General features: G+C 70.9%; 17 protein-coding genes. 4 read left to right on the top strand and 13 right to left on the bottom strand.

The genetic code is table 11. The annotated features are described in order from the left end of the window. Positions 1–40 precede the first annotated feature (40 nt). Positions 41–715 carry a class I SAM-dependent methyltransferase gene (locus tag I4Q55_RS28245; RefSeq protein WP_206791817.1) on the top strand — a complete coding sequence of 225 codons (675 nt, stop codon included), beginning with the start codon at positions 41–43 and terminating at the stop codon, positions 713–715. Here the strand turns inward: I4Q55_RS28245 and I4Q55_RS28240 are convergent. The 3 genes from I4Q55_RS28240 to I4Q55_RS28230 form a co-directional block, all read right to left on the bottom strand. Further along, positions 709–2,451, bottom strand: a complete 1,743-nt coding sequence (locus tag I4Q55_RS28240; protein ID WP_206791887.1) for a hypothetical protein — start codon at positions 2,449–2,451, stop codon at positions 709–711. The two genes, I4Q55_RS28245 and I4Q55_RS28240, sit on opposite strands and share 7 nt — an antisense overlap. A gap of 11 nt (positions 2,452–2,462) precedes the next feature. Then, positions 2,463–4,046, bottom strand: coding sequence for a substrate-binding domain-containing protein (locus I4Q55_RS28235; protein WP_206791816.1), 1,584 nt, complete (start codon positions 4,044–4,046; stop codon positions 2,463–2,465). Between the two features lie 188 nt (positions 4,047–4,234). Continuing rightward, positions 4,235–5,623, bottom strand: a complete 1,389-nt coding sequence (locus I4Q55_RS28230) for a PLP-dependent aminotransferase family protein (protein WP_206791813.1) — start codon at positions 5,621–5,623, stop codon at positions 4,235–4,237. A gap of 47 nt (positions 5,624–5,670) precedes the next feature. Here I4Q55_RS28230 and I4Q55_RS28225 point away from each other — a divergent pair, with 47 nt between their 5' ends. Beyond that, positions 5,671–6,129, top strand: coding sequence for a carboxymuconolactone decarboxylase family protein (locus tag I4Q55_RS28225; protein WP_206791812.1), 459 nt, complete (start codon positions 5,671–5,673; stop codon positions 6,127–6,129). A gap of 12 nt (positions 6,130–6,141) precedes the next feature. Here I4Q55_RS28225 and I4Q55_RS28220 read toward each other — a convergent pair whose 3' ends face one another. Then, on the bottom strand, positions 6,142–6,519 hold the full coding sequence (locus I4Q55_RS28220) for a MarR family winged helix-turn-helix transcriptional regulator (RefSeq protein ID WP_206791809.1): 378 nt from the start codon (positions 6,517–6,519) through the stop codon (positions 6,142–6,144). Positions 6,520–6,605: 86 nt separating this feature from the next. On the opposite strand from I4Q55_RS28220, the gene I4Q55_RS28215 reads away from it, so the two are divergent. Continuing rightward, the gene (locus I4Q55_RS28215; RefSeq protein ID WP_206791808.1) at positions 6,606–8,054 is read left to right on the top strand and encodes an MFS transporter; all 1,449 of its coding nucleotides are present in this window, start codon (positions 6,606–6,608) and stop codon (positions 8,052–8,054) included. A 58-nt stretch (positions 8,055–8,112) separates the two neighbouring features. Here I4Q55_RS28215 and I4Q55_RS28210 read toward each other — a convergent pair whose 3' ends face one another. The 8 genes from I4Q55_RS28210 to glyA form a co-directional block, all read right to left on the bottom strand. Next, positions 8,113–9,459, bottom strand: coding sequence for a S1C family serine protease (locus tag I4Q55_RS28210; RefSeq protein WP_206791806.1), 1,347 nt, complete (start codon positions 9,457–9,459; stop codon positions 8,113–8,115). Positions 9,460–9,937: 478 nt separating this feature from the next. Next, positions 9,938–12,364: an FAD-dependent oxidoreductase gene (locus I4Q55_RS28205; protein ID WP_206791804.1), complete on the bottom strand. Its 2,427-nt coding sequence runs from the start codon at positions 12,362–12,364 to the stop codon at positions 9,938–9,940. An 11-nt stretch (positions 12,365–12,375) separates the two neighbouring features. Further along, a complete protein-coding gene (purU, locus tag I4Q55_RS28200) occupies positions 12,376–13,218 on the bottom strand; it encodes a formyltetrahydrofolate deformylase (RefSeq protein WP_206791802.1) in 843 nt (280 codons plus the stop codon). Continuing rightward, positions 13,215–13,727, bottom strand: a complete 513-nt coding sequence (locus I4Q55_RS28195) for a sarcosine oxidase subunit gamma (RefSeq protein WP_206791801.1) — start codon at positions 13,725–13,727, stop codon at positions 13,215–13,217. The genes purU and I4Q55_RS28195 overlap by 4 nt, the downstream gene beginning before the upstream one ends. Next, positions 13,717–16,254, bottom strand: a complete 2,538-nt coding sequence (locus I4Q55_RS28190) for a 2Fe-2S iron-sulfur cluster-binding protein (RefSeq protein WP_206791799.1) — start codon at positions 16,252–16,254, stop codon at positions 13,717–13,719. The genes I4Q55_RS28195 and I4Q55_RS28190 overlap by 11 nt, the downstream gene beginning before the upstream one ends. Next, positions 16,251–16,529, bottom strand: a complete 279-nt coding sequence (locus I4Q55_RS28185) for a sarcosine oxidase subunit delta (protein ID WP_206791797.1) — start codon at positions 16,527–16,529, stop codon at positions 16,251–16,253. Before I4Q55_RS28185 ends, I4Q55_RS28190 begins: the two co-directional genes overlap by 4 nt. A 24-nt stretch (positions 16,530–16,553) precedes the next feature. Further along, positions 16,554–17,765, bottom strand: coding sequence for a sarcosine oxidase subunit beta family protein (locus I4Q55_RS28180; RefSeq protein WP_206791795.1), 1,212 nt, complete (start codon positions 17,763–17,765; stop codon positions 16,554–16,556). Further along, positions 17,762–19,033 carry a serine hydroxymethyltransferase gene (glyA, locus tag I4Q55_RS28175; protein ID WP_206791793.1) on the bottom strand — a complete coding sequence of 424 codons (1,272 nt, stop codon included), beginning with the start codon at positions 19,031–19,033 and terminating at the stop codon, positions 17,762–17,764. Before glyA ends, I4Q55_RS28180 begins: the two co-directional genes overlap by 4 nt. A 58-nt stretch (positions 19,034–19,091) precedes the next feature. On the opposite strand from glyA, the gene I4Q55_RS28170 reads away from it, so the two are divergent. Beyond that, on the top strand, positions 19,092–19,739 hold the full coding sequence (locus tag I4Q55_RS28170) for a GntR family transcriptional regulator (protein WP_206791792.1): 648 nt from the start codon (positions 19,092–19,094) through the stop codon (positions 19,737–19,739). On the opposite strand, the gene I4Q55_RS28165 is transcribed toward I4Q55_RS28170, so the two are convergent. Then, positions 19,736–20,854 (bottom strand): aromatic ring-hydroxylating dioxygenase subunit alpha, encoded by a 1,119-nt coding sequence (locus I4Q55_RS28165; RefSeq protein WP_206791790.1) that lies wholly within the window; start codon positions 20,852–20,854, stop codon positions 19,736–19,738. The genes I4Q55_RS28170 and I4Q55_RS28165 overlap by 4 nt on opposite strands. Between the last annotated feature and the right edge of the window lie 71 nt (positions 20,855–20,925).

Here is a 20,925-nt window from a genome sequence, read left to right as displayed (position 1 = left end):
TCCTGGCAGGTGCGCCATCTCGTTCGAAGATGCCTGGGCCTTGGCCGAGCCGGTCAAGGGCTGGATGACGCGTGCGCAGGGCGAAGCGCTGTGGAACGCCGTGTGCCGCTTGGAGAAGGGCGACGTCGTCCTGGAAATCGGCAGCCACCAGGGCCGGTCCACGATCGTCCTGGGCGCGGCGGCCCGCACGGTCGGGGCCACGGTGATCGCCGTCGACCCGTTCGTGGACGGCCGGTTGTTCGGCGGATCCCCGACGCGGCAGCTGTTCGAGCGCAACATCCGCCGGGCCGGGCTGGACGACATCGTCGAGCTCGTCGCCGGTTACAGCACGGAACTGCGTCCTGACTGGGACCGGCCCCTACAGCTGCTTTACATCGACGGCAAGCACGACTACTGGACCTACACCGACGACCTGCGCTGGTCGGCGCACCTGCCGCCGGGCGCGGAAATCCTGGTCCACGACTGTTTCTCCTCGATCGGCGTGACGCTCGGCACGATCGTGAAGGTCCTCTTCGGACAGCGGTACACCTATGTGGACCGCGCGACGTCGCTGGCGCGCTTCCGGCTGGCCCCGCCGTCGGCCCGCGACCGGCTGCGCGTGCTGGCGCAGCTGCCGTGGTTCCTGCGCAACGTCGGGATCAAAGTGCTGCTACGCCTGCGGTTGCGGCCGGTGGCGCGGCTGTTCGGCCACGACAGCCCGTACGACCCCTACTGAGTCACCGGCTGCCCGACCTCGACCTTCGCGACGCACACGGGTGCACCCGGGCTCGACAGCCGCACGCCGATGTGGTCGAAGAGGCCGTCCACCGGCAGGTACAGCGAGTGCAGCCCGGCCTGGAACCACACCGGCGTCCGCTCGACCAGTCCTTCGCCGCCGGCGGCGGTGAAGTAGTCGATCTTCAGCAGGTGCCTGCCGAGCAGCGGTTTGTCGAGCGGGACGCGCACCGGCGTTTCGCCGACCGTGTACCCGCAGTTCGGCACCGGCCCCGGCAGGCCGCGGGCCTGCGCGCTCACCCCGGTGATCAGGTGGGGCGTACCTGTCGCGTCGAGCTGGTGCATCCGGTTCGTCGGCTGGTCGAAGTGCGTGCCGGGCAGCAGACCGGCCACGCGCGACGCCCGCGAGTCCACCCCGAACCATTCGTGCACCACATCGGACGGCACGAACGTGTCGTAGAACACCAGGCGTGGATCCGCCGCCACGGCCGCACGGACGTTCCCGAGGTACTGCCCGGAGTGCTCGAACCGCAGCGCCGGGGCGAGCCGGGAGAACCCGATCGTGGAACTGACAAGCAGAAGCACGCACACGATTAGAGCGATCGGCCGCTCGCGCGTGCCACCGGATGGCGCACCCTCGCCCGGTGCCAGGAAAGCGAACGCTCCGCACAGGGCGGCCGTCAACGCCAGCTCGGCGAGGTACCGCGGGTCGTCACCGGCGGCCGGCCCGACTTCGCGCAGCCGCGTCAACGCCAGCAGCCCGACGTCCACGGCGAACAGCAGCCCGAGCAGCGCCCACGCCCGCCAGGCCCGGCGGCCGCCCACGCGCGCGCCGGCCACCAGCAGCGCCAGGGCCGCGGCGAACAGCAGGACGACGACCGCGAACGGCGACGGCGCCCAGGTCGCGCCCGGACCGGGTCCCGACCACGGCCCGCCGGCCAGCCCGGGCAGGAAGATGTCGCCGAGCATCCGGCCGGTCAGGTCGGCGACGGTGCCGGCGGTCATCGGCGGGCCACCGGGGGCGACCTGGCTCGACGTCAGCGCGAGGTAGCCCGCGACGAACGCGGCGAGCAGTACCGCGTGTCCCGCCCAGTAGCGCCACCGGTCCCGGAAGGACTGTCCGAGCAGGACGGTCACCCCGGCCAGCAGCACCGGGACCACCGCGGCCTTCTCGTAGAACGCGAGCCCGAACAGCGTCCACGCGAACGCGCCGATCCACCAGCGGCCGCCGTCACGCAGGTAGCGGACGTGCCAGTACAAGGCTCCGGTGCTCGCCAGCACCACCGGGACGACCTGGGCACCGAACGCCCACCACAGCGTCGGGACCAGCAGCAACGTCGAGGCGGTGAACACGGTGAACGGCACCAGGATCGCCCAGCGGCGGCCGAAACAGCGCACCAGCAGGCACCAGAACAGCACCGTCGCCGCGGCCCGCATCAGCAGCAGCGGCGCCACCATGAGCGGGAAGTTCAGCGGCGCCCACCACGTCAGCACCGCCGCGAGGAAGAGCCCGCCGGGCTGCAGGTGCCCGTGGTAGTCCTGGAAGAGGTAGCCGAGGTCGAACGGCCCGGCCGCGGCGGCCCGGGAGGTCATGACGAAGTCGTCCTGGACGAAGTTCCCGTGCAGCGCCGCCCACGTGTGCAGCGCGAACGGCACCACGCCGGCGACGAACGCGGCGAAGACCAGCGCGGACGGTCTTCGGGTCACCCGTGGCGCGGGCTTTTCGATCTGCACCAACACGGGCGTCCTCACTTCTTGCAGGCGGGCGGCTGGCACATGAGCTTGCTCAGTGCCTGGTAGAAGACGTCGGAGATCTTGCGCGGGTCCGGCGTGGTGAAGGACTCGCCGCCGGTCGCGGCCGAGATCTGCTTCAGCTCGCTCGAATCGATGTCCGGGCCGATGCCGATCCCGATCACCGGCAGCGGTTTCCGCGGGTCCTGCAGCCGGTTCAGCTCGGCGAGCAGGCCGGGCAGCCCGATCGAGTCGTCGTCCTCGTTGCGGCCGTCGGTGAGCACGACGACGACGTTGATCCGGCCGAGCTGCCAGCTCTGCCGGGCGTTCTGGTACGCGGCGAGGATCGAGTCGTACAGCCCGGTCGCGCCGCCGGGCTTCGGCTTGACCGCCTGCAGCGTCGCCACCGCGCCCGCCGCCAGCTGCTGGGAGATCGACCGCATCGGCAGCAGTTCCTGGTAGTCCTTGGTGCCGTCCAGCTTGGTCGAGAACAGCCAGAGGCCGATCTCGGTCGTCGGCTTGAACAGGCCGAGCCCCTGCGTCGCGGCTTCGAGCGTCAGCGCCATCCGGCTGCGGCCGGTGCCGGGCACGGTGGCGGCCATCGAGCCGGACACGTCGAGCAGCACCTGGACGCGGGCGCTGAGGTTCGCCCCGGCCCACGCCTGGAGCACGCCGTACATGCCTTCGGGCGTGGGCGGTCCGGCCGGGCGCGCCGCCGCGTCGGTGCGGGTGTTGCCGGACCCGAGCTCGCCGAGCAGCTGCCCGGACGGCGTCCGGAACCCGCCGCCGGCGAACGCCCCGGTGGCGGTCTGGTCGAGCAGCAGCCGCAGGAACCGCTCGGCCGCCGCGCGCGAGGCCTCCGAGGCCCGCGGCAGCACGACGTACGGGTAGTCGAAGCTCGGGACACCGGCGGCGGGGTAGGCGGCGACGAGCTTGCGGGCCAGGACCGACTGCTCCGACGCCGGCCACGCGGTGTACGGCTGCTTCACGGCGGAAAGCCTGCGGATCTCCTCGGTGAACGCCGCGGCCGGGTCGGGCGCGTCCTTGGTCAGCTGCTGCAAGCCGAGCAGCGCGCCGATGGCGGCCGGGTCCCGGCCCGGGTCCGGCAGCCCGACCGGGCTCCCGGCGAGGACGTCCGACCAGGACGGCGACTTCCCCGGCCAGCCCGCCTGCTTCGCGACGTCGTCGGTCAGCGCCAGCACCACCGGAGAGCTCGCGACCGACTGGCCGGTCTCGGGGAGGTTCCACGCGCCGCCGTCGCGGGCCTGCAGCAGCCAGGTGCTCGACTCCGGCACCCAGACATCGGGGCCGTTCGCGCCGTTCGCCTCGAGGGCGGTGGCGGTGGCCGTCGAGGGGCTCGCGGTGACGTCGACGGAGTAGCAGTCCCGTTCGGGGACGGTCCGGGCCAGCTCGGTCAGCACCGGCGCGATGTCCGGCGCGGCCGTGACCCGCACCGGCGTGGTCGTGTCGCAGCCACTGCCGGCCAGCCGGTCCTTCAGGTAGTCGAAGCCGGCCCAGGCGAGCAGGGCGACCACGAGCAGCGCGCTCAGGACGACGACCCGTGCGTCGATCCGCCGGGCCCGCGCCGGGTGTGCCGCCATGCACGTCCTTTCCTCGTGAGGTGCTGGCAGCTTGCCAGCCGGGTGAGCGGGAAGCCAGTACCCGTGAGCGGCCGGTGAAGGAATGGCGGGCTGCGGCCGTTTTGGTGATTGACCGGCCAGGTACGACGCGGTGACTGCCGTGACGAACCGAGATCGACGTCGCCGGGTGGGTCTCAGGCGGGTGGGTCTCAGGCGGGTGGCAGGGAGCGGCACAACGCGTCGAGGGCCGCGGGGTAGGCGTGCTCGGGCGGTGTCGCGTAACCGACGACCAACCCGTCCATTGTGGACATGGAGCTGCCCGGGTGCCGGAACGCGGCCAGGCCGTCCAGCGCCAGCCCCTGCCAGGCCGCCGCCTTCAGCGCGGCTTTCTCGGTGCCCGGCGGGAGCCGGAGCACGGCGTGCAGGCCGGCGGCGATCCCGGTCGCCGTCACGTGCGGGGTCCGCTCGGCGAGCGTCGTCACGAGCTGGTCGCGACGGCGGCGGTAGCGCCGGCGCATGCGGCGGATGTGCCGGTCGTACGCGCCGTCGTTCAGGAACTGCGCCAGGGTCAGCTGGTCGAGCACGCCCGCCCACGCCTCGCGCTCGCCCTTCACCGCCAGCACCCGGTCGACGAGGTGGCCGGGCAGCACCAGCCAGCCGAGGCGCAGCGCGGGAGACAGGCTCTTGCTGACCGAGCCGAGGTAGACGACGTGCTCGGGGTCGAGGCCCTGCACCGCACCCACCGGCTTGCGGTCGTAGCGGAATTCGCCGTCGTAGTCGTCTTCGAGGAGCACGCCGCCGCTCGCGCGGACGTGCCCGACGACCGCGGTGCGGCGGTCGTGGTGCAGCGGGCCGCCGGTCGGGAACTGGTGCGCGGGCGTCAGCAGCACGGACGGGACGTCGAGATCCTCGACGCGCGCGCCGTGTTCGTCCAGGGCCAGCGGGATCGTCCGCACGCCGGCAGCGGCGAAGATCGAGCGGTGGAAGGCGAGGCCGTAGGACTCGACGGCGAGCGGCCCCGGCAGCACGGCCGGGAACAGCAGCCGCAGGGCGTGCGCGAACCCCGAGCACACGACGATCCGCTCCGGCGACGTCCGCACACCCCGGGCACGCGCGAGGTACTGGGCGAGGGCGTCCCGCAGTTCCGGACGGCCGCGTGGGTCCCCGGGGCCGAAGGCGTCGTGCGGCGCCACGTTCAGCGCGCGTCGCGCGGCGGCAAGCCATTCGGTGCGCGGGAAGGACGTCGCGTCCGGCCGGCCCTGCCGGAGGTTGTGGACCGGCTTCGGCGCTCCCGGGGCTTTCTTCGGTGTCCGAACGGGTTTCAGCGGCTCCGCACGCTCGGCGACCCGGGTGCCGGAGCCCTGGACGGCGGTGAGCCAGCCCTCGGCGACCAACTCGGCATAGGCCTCGGCGACGGTGTTGCGGGCCAGCCCGAGATCGGCGGCCAGCGACCGGTAGGGCGGCAGCCGGGTGCCCGGAGCGAGCCGTCCCGCGCGGACGGCGTCCCGCAGGGCGGCGATGAGCGCGGCCCGCTTGGGGCCGGGTGCCAGCTCCAGGTGGAGGTCGCGGTCCCCCGGATTGACCCAGTCTTTTGCCACGGAAATGCACCCTACACAGAGGTCAAAGCGCGGCTAGATTTCTGGTCATGACGAACTCCCGCATCAACTTCGCCAAGACCACCCCGAAGGCCTTCAAGGCCCTGATCGGCTTCGACGCGGCCGCCCGCGCCGGGCTCGACCCCGCGCTGGTCGAGCTGGTCCAGATCCGCGCGTCGCAGCTCAACCACTGCGCGTACTGCCTGCACATGCACACCTCGGACGCCCGCAAGGCAGGCGAGAGCGAGGAGCGGCTGCACATGGTGGCGGTGTGGCGCGAGGCGAGCAGCTTCTTCAGCGAGAAGGAGCAGGCGGCGCTGGCCCTGACCGAAGCGGTCACGCAGATCGCGGGCGGCGTCCCGGACGACGTCTACGCCCGGGCCGCGGCGGAGTTCGGCGAGGAGGAGCTGGGACAGCTGCTGGCGCTGATCTTCACGATCAACACGTGGAACCGCATCGCCATCACGACGGCGAAGGTGCCGGGCACGGACGAGCGGGTGGCCCGGTAAGCGCCCTGGCGGCTAGCGCAGGGTTTCCCGCAGTACCTCGCGGTGCGTCTGCTTCGCCGCGAGGTACTTCTCCCGGCCGGCGTCGGTGATCGTCACGAAGACGCCGCGCCGGTCGACCTCGCACAGGGCGCGCGAGACCAGGCCCTCCTTCTCCAGGCGGGCCACCAGGCGGGACGTGGCGCTCTGGCTGAGGTGGATCGTGCTGATCAGGTCGGCCGAGCGGCACTTGAAGTCGCAGGTCGCGAGCCTCTCGAGGGCTTCGAACTCGTTCGCGCCGATACCGTGGCGCTCCTGCAGCCGGCACTCGAGCGCGCTGAACACGGCCGAGTAGCGGGCCAGCAGCTCGTGCCACTCCTGGACCAGACCCTGCTCAACAGCGACGTCGCTCACGGCGACCAACATAGCATGCACGCACATCAGATGCAAACACATTAAATGCTTGAACATTAGATGCGCGTGCATGTAATGTCGCCGCCATGAGCTCTTCCGTGTCTTTGTCCACCACCTCGACCCGGTGGGACGCACGTCTCTGGGGTGTCCTGCTCACCGTCTCGATCGTCATCGGCCTCGACGCGCTCGACGTGTCGATGGTCGGGGTCGCGCTCCCGGCCATCCAGGCCGATCTCGGCCTGTCCACCAACGCGCTGCAATGGGTCGTCAGCGGCTACGTGCTCGGCTACGGCGGCCTGCTGCTGCTCGGCGGCCGCACCGCCGACCTGCTCGGCCGCCGCCGCGTGTTCCTCGTCGCCGTCGCCGTGTTCGCGCTGGCCTCGCTGCTCGGCGGCCTCGTCGACGACGGCGCGCTGCTCATCGCGAGCCGGTTCATCAAGGGTCTGGCCGCCGCGTTCACGGCGCCGGCCGCACTGTCCATCATCACCACGACGTTCCAGGAGGGCCCGGCCCGCAACAAGGCGATCAGCATCTTCGCCGTGTTCGGTGCCAGCGGCTACTCCGCCGGGCTCGTGTTCTCCGGCCTGCTGACCGAGGTCGGCTGGCGCTGGACGTTCCTGCTGCCCGCCCCGATCGCGCTGATCGCCCTGGTGGCGGCGTGGAAGCTGATCCCGTCGTACCGCGCCGAAACCGGCGGCGGCTACGACTTCCCGGGCGCCATCACCGGCGCCGCCGGTTCGCTGCTGCTGGTGTTCGGCGTGGTCGAGGCGCCGGAGATCGGCTGGGCCGCACCGCGCACGCTGATCACGTTCGCCGTCGCGCTGGCACTGCTGGTGACGTTCGTGGTCATCGAGAAGCGCAGCCGCCACCCGTTGCTGCGGCTGGGCATCCTGCGCTCGGGCCCGCTGGCCCGCGCCAACCTCGGTGCCGCGCTGTTCTTCGGTGCCTACATCGGCTTCCAGTTCGTCGTGATGCTCTACCTGCAGCGCGTGCTGGGCTGGTCGGCGCTGCAGACGGCGCTCGGCTTCCTGCCGGCGGCGCTGATCGTCGCCTTCGGCTCCCCGCGCATCGAGCCGCTGATCGACCGGGTCGGCACGTCCCGCACGATCTTCGCGGGCGTGGTCGCGCACGTCGTCGCCTACGTGCTGTTCCTGCGCGTCGACGAGCACTCCGGCTACGCGGGGTCGGTTCTGCCGAGCATGATCCTGCTGGGCATCGGCTTCACGCTGGCGTTCTCGTCGCTGAACATCCAGGCCACGGCCGGGATTCCGGACGACGAGCAGGGCCTGGCCGGCGGCCTGCTGAACACGTCGCTGCAGGTGGGCGGCGCCATCGGCCTGGCAGTGGTGACGGCGGTCCTGACCGCCAACGGCGGCCGCGAAGCCTCACCGGCGGCGCTGCTGACCGGCCTGACGCCGGCGTTGAGCGTGGTCACCGGGATCGCGGCGCTCGGCCTGCTGGTGGCGGCGAGCGGCCTGCTGGCCCGGAAGGAGCCGGTCGCGGAGCAGGAAGACCTGCTCGCGCTCGCGGACTGACCCAACACCCTGGCGCGGGGGAACCACCATCGTGGTGGTTCCCCCGCGTCAGTGCGGGTCAGCCGACCGGCCCCTCGATCGCCCGCACCTGAACCTGCTTCTGACCACCCGCGGCGTCCGAAACCGTCACCGTCAGCCGGTCCCCCGGGTGGTGTGTGTCCATCACCCTCGTCAACGTCGTCGCCGAGTCGACCGGCTTGCCGTCGATCGCCGTGATCACGTCGCCGGCCGCCAGGCCTGCCTGCTGGGCCGGGCCGCGCTGGACCACCTCGCGGATCCTCGCCCCGCCCTGGCCGTCCGTGACCGAGACGCCGATGAACGCCGTCTTGCCGATGTGGATCTTGTCGGAGGCCTGGCCCGCCACGATCTTGTGCGCGATGTCGATGGCCTGGTTGATCGGGATCGCGAAGCCCTGGCCGGCGCCGCCGGTGCGGCGGCCGTTCAGCTGGTACCCCGTCGACGCCGCCGTGTTGACGCCGATGACCTGGGCGTTCGCGTTGACGAGCGGGCCGCCCGAGTCACCCGACTCGATGTTCGCCCTGACCTGGATCAGCCCCTCGAGCTGCTCGGACGACCCGCTGGACTCGTCCGACGCCGTGATCGACTGGTTCAGCGCCGTCACCGTGCCCGGCGCGGGCACCGGGTCGCCGCCGCGGCCGCCCGCGTTGCCCAGGCCGAGGATCTGGTCGCCCACCTGCGTCGTGGACGAGTCGCCGATCGACGCCGTCGGCAGCCCGGACGCGTCCTGCAACTGCAGGACCGCGATGTCCTCCGTGCGGTTGTAGCCGACGACCTCCGCGTCGTAGGTGTCGCCGGTGCCGATGCTGGTGACCTTGATGCTGGTCGCGCCCGCGACGACGTGGTTGTTGGTCAGCACCTCGCCGTCGGCGGTGAGCACGATTCCGGTGCCCGCCGAGGCCGCGCCCTGCAGCCCGAGCTGGCTGTTGATGTTCACGATCGCCGGGTTGACCTTGGCCGACACGGCGTCGACGTCGAGCACGGCCGTGGTCTCGCTGGGCTGCCCGGTGAAGCCGAAGTTCTGGTTGCCGCCCGCGGTCGGCGCGTTCGCCCCGGAGATGAGGTGCCCGATCCCGAGCCCGGCGACCACGGCCAGCGCGATCGCCACGACGGCGACGGTCAGCGCCCGCAGCGGGTGACGCCGGCGCGGCGGCGGCTGGTAGGCGGGCTGCGGATAGGCGTAGGTCGGCTGCGTGTACGGCTGTCCCCACTGGTCACGCGACTGCCCGTAGTAGCCCCGCTCCTCGCCCTGCCGGTACTGGGGCTGCTCGTAAAAGCCCTGGTCCCGCGGGTAGCCGTTCTGGCCGTAGTACTCCGGCGGGTACCCGCCTTGGCCGTGGCCGTACGGGTACTCGCCGCCCGGGCGTCCTCGGTCGTACTCGCTCATGCACAGCTCCAGCTCTCGACAAGCCTCCGGCTCGTACCAGGAAACGCCCCATTCCTGAGAATTTCCTTGTCCGGTTCCATGGACTTGCTGTGGATTACCCGATCGAGAGCCTGGAGCTACCGCACGTGACCGGCGTTACGCCGGGAGAGCTGTCACCGTCAGGCGGTCCGCCCGTTCGCGCACCGCGGCCACCTCGGGCGGGACTCCCGCGCCGGAGTGGCTCTCGACACCGGCCGCACGCGTGCCGTCGCGCCTCCGCCAGTTCGCCCGCCGCCGGCGAACGGTGGGCCCGGGCGAGGATGACAGCCGCTTGGGCTCCTTCTCCGCCAAGCGCAGCGCGTAAATGCTCAGTGCCCGGTTTCGCCGACGTCGGAAACCCAGCCGACCAGGGCCGCGGCCTGGGCGACGTGCAGGGCCGCCGCCCGGGGAAGCCTCGGACGCCAGTGCCTTGAGGAAGTCGCTCATGATCCGGTCACGCTCACCGCCGGATCCGTTCCATGCCGGGGTCGACCAGCGGCTCGGCGGCCACGGTGGCCGCGACCCGGCGGCCGAAGTACTCGATTTCCACACTGCTGCCGATGTCCGCCGACGCCGGGAGCCACGCGTAGGCTATCGGACGGCCCACCGTGTACCCGTACGCGGCGCTCGTGACGTAACCCGAAGCCACGCCGTCGACGAACACCGGTTCCTTGCCCAGCACCACCGTGCGGCCGTCGTCGATCGTCAGGCATCGCAGGCGCCGCGACGGCGTCCGGCCTGCCAGGGCGTCCCGGCCCAGGAACTCGCCCTTCGCCGGGCGCACCGCGAAGTCGACGCCGGCTTCGTACGGGTCGTGCTCGGTGGTCATGTCGGTGCCCCACAGCCGGTAGCCCTTCTCCAGCCGCAGGCTGTTGAACGCCGCCCGCCCGGCCGCGATGACACCCAGGGGCTGCCCCGCCACCCACAGCGCGTCCCACAGCCGGAGGCCGTTGTCCGCGCTCGTGTAGATCTCCCAGCCGAGCTCGCCCACATAGGACAGTCGCATCGCGACCACCGGCACCCCGGCGATCCGCGCTCGACGCGCCCGGAAGTACTTCAGGCCGGCGTGCGAGAAGTCCTCGCGCGACAGCGGCTGCACGAGGTCCCGCGCCAGCGGTCCCCAGACGCCGACGCAGCACGTCCCGCCGGTGGTGTCGCGGACCTGGACGCCGGGAGGCGCGTGCTTCACGAAGTGGTCGACGTCGATGTTGCCGTTGATGCCGACCTGGAACACCTCGGGCTCGAGCCGCGCGACCGTGACGTCGCTGCGAATACCTCCGGCGTTGTCGAGCATCAGCGTGTACGTCACCGACCCGACCGACTTGTCCAGCTGGTTGGTCGTCAGCGACTGCAGGAATTCGAGGGACCCGGGCCCGCTGATCTCGACGCGCTTCAACGGCGTCATGTCGTAGAGCGCGACGCCGTTGCGCGTCTGCCACGCCTCGGCCGCCGCGATCGGCGAGTGGAACTGCGCCGACCACGCGTCCCGCGCCGGCGGCAGCGCGTCGTGCGGGAGCTTCTTCAGCAGCGGCGCGTTGGCCTCGAACCAGTGCGGCCGCTCCCAGCCGCCCGCCTCCAGGAACACCGCGCCCAGCTCGCGCTGCCGCGCGTGGAACGGCGTCACGCGCAGGTCGCGCGGGGACAGCTTGGGCTGCAACGGGTGCAGGATGTCGTAGACCTCGACGAAGTTCTGCTGGGCGGTCTCGCGCACGTACGACGGCGCGAGCTGGACCTCCTCGAAGCGGTGCACGTCGATGTCGTGGGTGTCCACTTCGGAATGTCCGTCGACGAGCAGCTGGGCGACGGCCTTCGCGATGCCCGCGGAATGCGTCACCCAGATCGCCTCGGCCAGCCAGAACCCGCGGACGTCGGCCGACTCGCCGACCAGCGACTGGCCGTCCGGAGTGAAGGAGAAGATGCCGTTGAAGCCCTCTTCCACCTTGGTCTGGCGCAGCGCGGGCAGCAGCAGCTTGCTCTCCTCCCACGACGGCGCGAAGTCGTCCTCGGTGAAGGGCAGCATGGACGGCATGGCCGTCTCGGTCACCGCCGGATCCAAAGTGGACTCGTCGACCGGCATGGGCCGGTGGGCGTAGGAGCCGATGCCGAGCCGGTCGACGTGCTCGCGGAAGTACAGGTCCTGGTCCTGGTGGCGCAGGATCGGCAGGCTCGCCTCGACCGCCTCGCTGTTGCGCCCGGCGAGCTCCGCGACCTGCCCCGTCTTGACGTACTGGTGGGCCAGCGGCAGCAGCGGCACGTCCATGCCGGCCATCGCGCCGATCTCGCGGCCCCAGAACCCGGCGCACGACACGACGACGTCGGCCGGGAAGTCGCCCTGGTCGGTACGCACACCGGTGACCCGGCCACCCTCCTGCAGGACGTCGGTCACCCGGGTGGCGCCGACGAACCGCGCGCCCCGCTCGGTGGCGCGCGAAATCAGCACCTCGACGGCCTTGGCGGCCCGCGCCAGCCCGTCGGTCGGGACGTGCAGCGCGCCGAAGATCCGCGAGCCGTCAAGCAGCGGCCAGCGGCGAACGCACTCGTCGGCGTCGATCAGCTCGCCGGACACGCCCCACGACGTCGCCCAGCCGTGCTTGCGCTTGAGGTCCTCCCAGCGGGCCGGGGTGGTCGCCACCTCCATGCCGCCGACCTGGAGGAAGCAGTCCAGCTCGAGGAACTTCGAAACGGTGTACCGCGCGAAGTCCGTCATCGCCTTGGACGCGTTGGTCTGGAAGACGAGCCCGGGCGCGTGGGACGTCGACCCGCCGGTGCGCGGCAGCGGGCCCCGGTCGAGGACGGTGACGTCGGTCCAGCCGCGGGCAGTCAGCTCGTCGGCCAGGTTCGCGCCGACGATGCCGGCGCCGATGATCACGACCTTCGGTGCGGTCATGGCGGGAACTCCTAACGGAAGACGACGGTGCTGTTGCCGTTGAGCAGAACGCGGCGTTCGCAGTGCCAGCGCACCGCGCGGGACAGGGCCAGGGCTTCGGCGTCGCGGCCGACGGTCACCAGCTCGCGCGGCGAGTACGTGTGGTCGACGCGCTGGACCTCCTGCTCGATGATCGGGCCCTCGTCGAGGTCGGGCGTGACGTAGTGCGCGGTCGCGCCGACGTACTTGACGCCGCGGTCGTAGGCCTGGTGGTAGGGCTTGGCGCCCTTGAAGCCGGGCAGGAACGAGTGGTGGATGTTGATCGCGCGACCTTCGAGCTTCTGGCACAGCTCGTTGGACAGCACCTGCATGTACCGGGCCAGCACGACGAGATCGGCCTCGTACTCCCCGACCAGGTCCAGGAGCCGCTGCTCGGCCTCCGGCTTGGTGTCCGGCGTCACCGGGACGTGCACGAACGGCACCCCGGCGGCCTCGGCCATCGGCCGCAGGTCCTCGTGGTTCGAGACGACGACGGCGATCTCCGCACCGAGGCCGCCCGCGCGCCAGCGGAACAGCAGGTCGTTGAGGCAGTGGCCGAACTTCGAGACCATGACGAGGATCCGCGGCGGGGTGCCGTCGGAGAACTCGAACTCCATGCCGAAGTCGCCGGCCACCGACGTGAACGCGCGGGTCAGGTCGTCCACTGTGGCCTGCTCGGTGCAGGTGAAGGACGTGCGCAGGAACAGCGAGCCGCGGACGTCGTCGTCGAACTGCTGGTGCTCGACGATGTCGCAGCCCTGCCCGACGAGGAACGTCGTGACGGCGTGCACGATTCCCGAGCGTTCGGGGCACTTGAGGGTCAGGGTGAAGGTCACGAGACGTACTCCAAGCTCGCGTCGGCCAGCCAGGCTTCGAAGTAGCCCGAAAAGGACTGCCGCACGAGAATCGTGAAGTCGTCTTCCCGGACCATCAGCACGATTCCGGTGCGCGCCAGCAAGGTCTGCACGCACGTACCCGGCGGCGCCATCTCCAGATCGATCGAGCATCCGTGGGCGAGCACCTCGACCACCCTATGCTTAAGTGTCACATCATTGGGACATTTATCCCTAGGCGCCGGAGACCCGCTGAGCCGATAGACGTTGCGCTGCGCCGAGACGTCCACCACGGCGTCGCATTCCGGGGAAAGGGCCGCTTCCAGTTCGGCCTGGCGGCCGGGTCCGGCGAGCACGAGGTACTCGTCGGGGCCCATCCAGAGGATGTCGACGCCGTTGCCGCTGGTGAAGGTGCACGGGCCTGGCAAGGGGACGCCGAGAAGCGTGTCGCCTTCGCGGAGGCGGACGGTGAGCTGGGTGCGGAACGGTTCGTGGACCGCGTCAACCGTCACGGCGGGCTCCTTCCTTGTCGAAGAGGACGGATTCGGTGACGGTGACCGGCACCACCTGGTCGCCGACCGGCACGTACAGCGTCTCGCCGATCCGCTCGCGGCCCGAGCGCACCAACGCCAGCGCGAAGGTGCGCCCGAGGGCGGCGCTGTCGTAGCTGGAGGTGACGTGGCCGAGCATCCGCACCGGTGGCTCGGGTACGAGTTCCGATTCGATGATCTGCGCGCCTTCCGGCAGCAGCACCGACGGATCGACCGGCAGCAGCCCGACGAAGTGCTTGCGGTCCGGCCGGGTGTTCTCCGCGCGGGCGAACGACCGCTTGCCGATGAAGTCGGCCTTCTTCTTCGACACCGCCCACGACATGCCGAGGTCCTGCGGGGTGACCGTGCCGTCGGTGTCCTGGCCGATGATCGGGTAACCCTTTTCGGCACGCAGGACGTGCATGGTCTCGGTGCCGTACGGCGTGGCTCCCTGGTCCACTATGGACTGCCAGAGCGCGGGCCCGTGCCACGACGGGACGTTGATCTCGTACGCCAGCTCGCCGGAGAAGCTGATCCGGCAGACCCGGGCCTTGAGTCCGGCGACCTCGGCGTCCTGCCAGGTCATGAACCCGAAGGCCTCGTTGGAGACGTCCAGGTCCGGCGCCAGGCGGCCGAGGACCTCCCGCGAACGCGGGCCGACCAGCGGGATCGTCGTCCAGTGCTCGGTGACCGACGTCGCGAAGACGCGCCGGTGCGGCCACTCCGTCTGGAGCCACTCCTCCATCCACTCGAGGATCTTCGCCGCGTTGCCGGTGGTCGTGGTGACCAGGAACCGCTCCTCGCCGACGCGGATGACCGTGCCGTCGTCGATCACCATGCCGTCGACGCCGCACATCACGCCGTAGCGGATCCGGCCGACCTTGAGGGTGCTCATCATGTTCGTGTAGAGCATGTCGAGGAACCAGCCGGCGTCCGGGCCCTGGACGTCGATCTTGCCCAGCGTGGAGCCGTCCATGCACGCGACGTCGTTTCGGGCGGCGCGGCATTCGCGCAGGACGGCGTCGGCCATCGACTCGCCGGGCCGCGGGTAGTACCACGGCCGCTTCCACTGGCCGACGTTCTCGAACTCGGCACCGTGCTCGACGTGGCACGGGTGGATCGTCGTGACGCGCACGGGGTCGTGCAGCTCGCCGCGGTTCCGCCCGGCGAGCGCGGCGAACGACACCGGCGTGTACGGCGGCCGGAACGTCGTCGGCCGGCGGTCGGCGAGGTCGACGCCGAGTGCCTCGGCGGTGATGCCCGCGGCGAGCATGCCGGACGTCTTGCCCTGGTCGTGCGCGGTGCCGATGGTCGTGTAGCGCTTGACGTGCTCCAGCGAGCGCAGCCCGGCGCCGGTGGCCCGCAGGACGTCGGACACGGTGGCGTCGCGCTGCTGGTCCACGAACCGGGTGTCCACTTCGGACTCGGGCGCGGGCACCTGCCAAAGCACCTTCGTCTCCGGCAGGCCTTCGCCCGCCGCCGCGCCCACGACGGTCACGTTCGGCAGGTCACCGGCCGGGACGTACGCGCCGAGTTCCGAGGAGTACCGGAGGGTGCCGCGGGCCTGGCTGTAGAGGTGCACCGCCGGGTTCCAGCCACCGGACACGAGCAGCAGGTCACACGGCACCCGCTCCCCTTCCAGCGAGCCCAGCGGAGCCACGTGGGCGGCTGTGATGTGGCAGTCGCCGTCGGTGCCGATGACGCCGTAGCCCTCGCGGGCGTCGACGATCCGCACGATCTCGGCCCCGGCCCCGGCCAGTTCGGACGCGGCGTCGAGCGCGGAGTCGTTGGTGGTGAACACGACCACGCGCTGCCCGGCCAGGACGCCATACCGGGTCAGGTACGTCCGCGCGGCCGACGCGAGCATGATGCCGGGGCGGTCGTTGTCCGGGAAGACGATCGGCCGCTCGTGGGCGCCGGTGGCGATGACGATCCGCTTCGCCCGGATCCGCCAGACCCGCTGCCGCGAGACGCGCTCCGGAGCCGCGGGTTCGCCCCGGCGTTCGAGGGCGAGCACGAACCCGTCGTCGTAGATGCCGAACGCCGTGGTGCGCGAGAGGAACCGGACGCCCTCGGGAGCCTCGCCGCCGGGCTGGTCGTCCACGAGCAGGACCCGGCCGGACGCGGCGGCAGCGGCCGCGCGGCCCGCGGGTCCGGCACCGATGACCAGGACGTCGCAGTGGGCGTGCTTGGCGTCGTAGCGCGCCGGGTCCGGCTCGGCGGCCAGCCGGCCCTGACCGCGCAGGCCGCGGGCGACCAGGCCGTCGTACAGCTCGACGGTGGTCGCGGACAGCATCGGCTCCGGGAACGGCGCTTCGATCTGGACCAGTGCGTTCGAGTCCTCGACGCCGGCGCCGACGATGCCGCGCGGCCGGCCGTACTTGATGCTGGTCGCGACCTGGTGGATGCCGTTGGCCAGCAACGCGGACGCCAGGGTGTCGCCGAGGAAACCGGTCAGCTCGCGGCCGTCGAAGGTGAACTTGAGCGGGACGCCGGACAGTCGGGTCACGGGATCACCGGCCTCGGCTCGTCGAGGCGGTAGACCGCCTTCAGTTCGTGGGTGCGGGTGTCGCGGACGGCGTTGAACCAGCGGCGGCAGCCCGCGGAGTGGCTCCACCGCTCGGCGAACGGCCCGCTCGGGTTCTCGCGGAAGAAGACGAATTTCGCCCAGTCCTCATCGGACAGTGCGGCCGGGTCCGCCGGGTAGGCGACGTGCGCTTGGCCGCCGTAGTGGAACTCGGCTTCCTCGCGCGGCCCGCACCAGGGGCAGGGGATCAGCTGCATCGGAAACTCCTGCTTTTGGACGACTCAGTGCGCGACGGCGGCGGCGCCGTGCTCGTCGACGAGGGCACCGGTGGTGAACCGGTCGAGGGTGAAGGGCTCGGCGTACTCGTGCGGCTTGCCGCGCGCGATGGTCTGCGCGAAGACGTCCCCGACTCCGGGGGTGGCCTTGAAGCCGCCGGTGCCCCAGCCGCAGTTGAGGAACAGGTTCTCCACCGGCGTGAGCCCGATGATCGGCGAGGCGTCCGGGCTGGTGTCGACGATCCCGGCCCAGGTCCGCAGCAGGTGCGCCCGCGCGAACACCGGGAACAGCTCCAGCGCGGCCGCCATCTGCTGTTCGATGATGTGGAACGAGCCGCGCTGGCCGTAGCCGTTGTAGCTGTCGATGCCGGCACCCATGACCAGCTCACCCTTGTGCGCCTGGGAAACGTAGACGTGCACGGCGTTCGACATGACGACCGTCGGGTGGATCGGTTCGAGCAGCTCCGAAACGAGCGCCTGCAACGGATGCGACGTCAGCGGCAGGTCGAGCCCGACCATCTTCGCCAGCACGGACGTGTGCCCGGCCGCGCACAGCGCCACCTTGCCCGCGGCGATCCGGCCCCTCGACGTCTCGACACCGGTGACCCGGCCGCTGTTCGTCGTGATCCCGGTGACCTCGCAGTTCTGGATCAGGTCGACGCCCAGTGCGTGCGCGGCCCGCGCGAAGCCCCAGGCCACGTAGTCGTGCTTCGCGATGCCGGCACGCGGCTGGAAGGTCGCGCCGAGGACCGGGTAGCGGACGTCCGGCGAGGTGTTGACGATCGGGCAGATCTCCTTGACCCCGTCGGCGTCCACCCATTCGGCGTCGATGCCGTTGAGCTTGTTGGCCTCGACGCGGCGGACGCTGTCGCGGACGTCCTGCAGGCTGTGCGCGAGGTTGAGCACCCCGCGCTGGCTGAACAGGATCGGGTAGCCGAGGTCCGCTTCGAGGCCTTCCCACAGCTTGAGGGAGTGCTCGTAGATGCCGGAGCTCTCGTCCCAGAGGTAGTTCGAGCGGATGATCGTGGTGTTGCGGGCCATGTTGCCGCCGGCGAGCCAGCCCTTCTCCAGCACGGCCACGTTCGTGATGCCTTGCTTGGCCAGGTAGTAGGCGGTGGCGAGGCCGTGCCCGCCGCCGCCCACGACGACGACGTCGTAGGCCTTCTTCGGGTCGGGGTTGTCCCAGAGGAAGTCCGGGTGCTCCGGCAGGTCGGTCATCGGGATCCCTCCGAGGGGTACAGCGGGAACGCTTCGGCCAGCGCGGTGACACGGGCCCGCAGCTTCTCGACGTCGAAGCCGGGTTTCAACGCCTCGGCGATGACGTCGGCGGCCTCGCGGAACTCGGTGTCGCCGAAGCCGCGGGTGGCCAGGGCCGGCGTGCCGATGCGGAGGCCGGACGTCACCATCGGCGGCCGCGGGTCGAACGGGACGGCGTTCCGGTTCACCGTGATGCCGACCTCGTGCAACCGGTCTTCGGCCTGCTTGCCGTCGAGCTCCGAGTCGCGCAGGTCGACGAGGACCAGGTGGACGTCGGTGCCGCCGGTCAGCACGTCGATCCCGCCGGCCAGGAGCCGCTCGGCCAGGATCTTCGCGCCGCGGAGCGTGCGCTGCTGGCGTTCCAGGAACCCGGGCTCGGAAGCCATCTTGAACGCGACGGCCTTGGCCGCGATGACGTGTTCGAGCGGACCACCCTGCTGACCGGGGAAAACGGCGGAGTTGACCTTCTTGGCCAGGCCCGCGTCGTCGGTGAGCACCACGCCGCCGCGCGGGCCGCCGAGGGTCTTGTGGGTGGTGGTCGTCGTGACGTGCGCGTGCGGCACCGGCGACGGGTGCAGGCCCGCGGCGACCAGGCCGGCGAAGTGCGCCATGTCGACCATGAGGTACGCGCCGATCTCGTCGGCGATCTCACGGAACCGGGCGAAGTCGAGTTGCCGCGGGTACGCGGACCAGCCGGCGATGATCAGCTTCGGCCGGTGCTCCTTCGCGAGCCTGGCCACTTCCGCCATGTCGACCCGATAGTCCTTTTCGGACACTTCGTACGCGGCGACGTCGTAGAGCAGGCCGGAGAAGTTGATCCGCATGCCGTGCGTCAGGTGGCCGCCGTGGGCCAGCGAGAGGCCGAGGATCTTGTCGCCGGGCTTCAGCAGCGCCGCCATCGCCGCCGCGTTGGCCTGCGCGCCCGAATGCGGCTGGACGTTGGCGAACCCGGCCCCGAAGAGCGCCTTGACCCGGTCGATGGCGAGCTGTTCGAGGACGTCGACGTGCTCGCAGCCGCCGTAGTAGCGGCGGCCGGGGTAGCCCTCGGCGTACTTGTTGGTCAGCACCGAGCCCTGGGCCTGCAGGACGGACAGCGGCGCGAAGTTCTCGGAGGCGATCATCTCCAGCGTCGACTGCTGCCGGTGCAACTCGGCGCCGATCGCCTCGGCCACTGCCGGGTCGTAGTCGGCCAGGGAGCGGTTGAGCACTGGGGCGATCGTCGCGGTCATCGCGAAACCTTCCGTGGTCGACTTCTGATATATCAATCGTCGATGTAGGCTAAGCGCCATGCACCCGCAGGTCAATCCCCCGTCGCTGGCGGAGCAGGCGTACCTCTTCGTCCGTGATCGCCTGGTCATGCTGGACATCCCGCCGGGCTCGCCGCTCAACGAAGAGGAGCTCGGCAGCACGCTCGGCATGGGCCGGACGCCGATCCGCGAGGCGCTGAAACGGCTGGAGTCCGAACGCCTGGTCGTCGCCTACCCGCGGCGGGGGACGTTCGCCACCGACGTCAACATCTCCGACCTCGCGCACATCTCCGAGGTCCGGCGCACCCTGGAACCGATGGCGACGGCCGCCGCGGCCGCACGGGCCACGGACACCGACCGGGCCACGCTGACCGAGCTGCGCACACAGCTCGACGCGGGCGTCCCGGCCGGGGACAACGCCGAGCTGCTGCGCACCGACCTCGCCCTGCACCGGGCGATCTACCGGTGCGTGCACAACCCGTTCCTCGAGGACACGCTGATCCGGTACGACAACCTGGCGACCCGCATCTGGTGCGTGTTCGTGCCCCGGCTGTCCGGGATGGCCGGCCACGTCGACGAGCACGTCCCGCTCCTCACCGCGATCATCGAGGGTGACGCCGAGAAGGCGGCCGCGTTGACGCTGGAGCATGTCACCGGGTTCGAGGCCGCCATCCGGGCGCTGATCTAAGCCAGCCTCGCCCGCACCCAGTCGTGGAAGGCACCGATGTGGTGCTCGCTGGGCACGAGCACGCCGCCGTTGACGTAGGAGCGCGAGTCCATCGCGAGCTGGCAGCGTTCGCAGGCTTCGAAGTCCTGCAGGTTGACGCGGTGGAACAGCTCGACCGAGCGGCTCAGGTCGCGCCCGGATTCGACGACTTCGGGCAGGTAGAGCCAGTCGCAGCGGACCAGCGTCCGGTCCGGGGCCAGCGGGAACATCCGGTGCAGGATCACGTGGTCCGGGACGAGGTTGACGAAGACGCCCGGCTTGATGGTGATCGCGTAGTACTTGCGGTCCTGGGCTTCGGTGACACCGGGCAGGCGGTCGACGCCTTCGCTGCCGTCGACGGTGAAGCCCTTGATGTCACCGCCGAATTCGGCGCCGTGGCCGACGTAGTACTGCGCGGCGTAGCCGTCGGCGAACTCCGGGAGGACCTCGGTGAGCTCCGGGTGGATCGTCGCGCAGTGGTAGCACTCCATGAAGTTCTCGATGATCTGCTTCCAGTTCGCCTTCACGTCGTACTCGATGCGCTTGCCGAGAGCGAGGCCGTCGATGCCGTAGGCGTCGATCTCCTTGGCGCCGCCGAGACGTTCGGTGACGGCTCCGATCACGGTCTCTTCGAACGACGGCGGTTCGTCGGCCAGGCAGACCCAGGCGTACCCGAGCCACTCGCGCAGGTGGAGCCGGGTGAGGCCGAACTCGGTGCGGTCGACGTCCGGCATCCCGGTGAGGTTCGGGGCGGCGATCAGCTTGCCGTCGAGGCCGTACGTCCAGGCGTGGTACGGGCACTGGAAGGCCCGCTTGACGGTACCGGTTTCGGACGTGCACAGCCGGGCACCGCGGTGGCGGCAGACGTTGAGGAACGCGTTCAGCTTCCCGTCCCGGCCCCGCGAGACGAGCACGCTCTCCTTGCCGATCTGGACGGTCTCGAACGCCCCGGGCCCGGCGAGGTCGGCGCTGCGCACGGCGCAGAACCAGTCCGCTTCGAAGATCTTCGCCTGCTCCAGCGCGAAGATCGCCGGATCGGTGTAGGAGCTGCCCGGCAACGTGGCGAGCAGGCTCGGCGGGAGATCGATTGCGGTCACCGGCGTGGTCCTCTCCGCGAATCCGGACGGGAGTAGTTGCGCAGAACGCGTCTTGTTGCTCACTCCGCACC

Origin of the sequence: Amycolatopsis sp. MtRt-6, from assembly GCF_017308975.1 — a bacterium.
GTDB lineage: Bacteria > Actinomycetota > Actinomycetes > Mycobacteriales > Pseudonocardiaceae > Amycolatopsis.
This window is presented reverse-complemented; position numbering and strand designations above follow the sequence as displayed.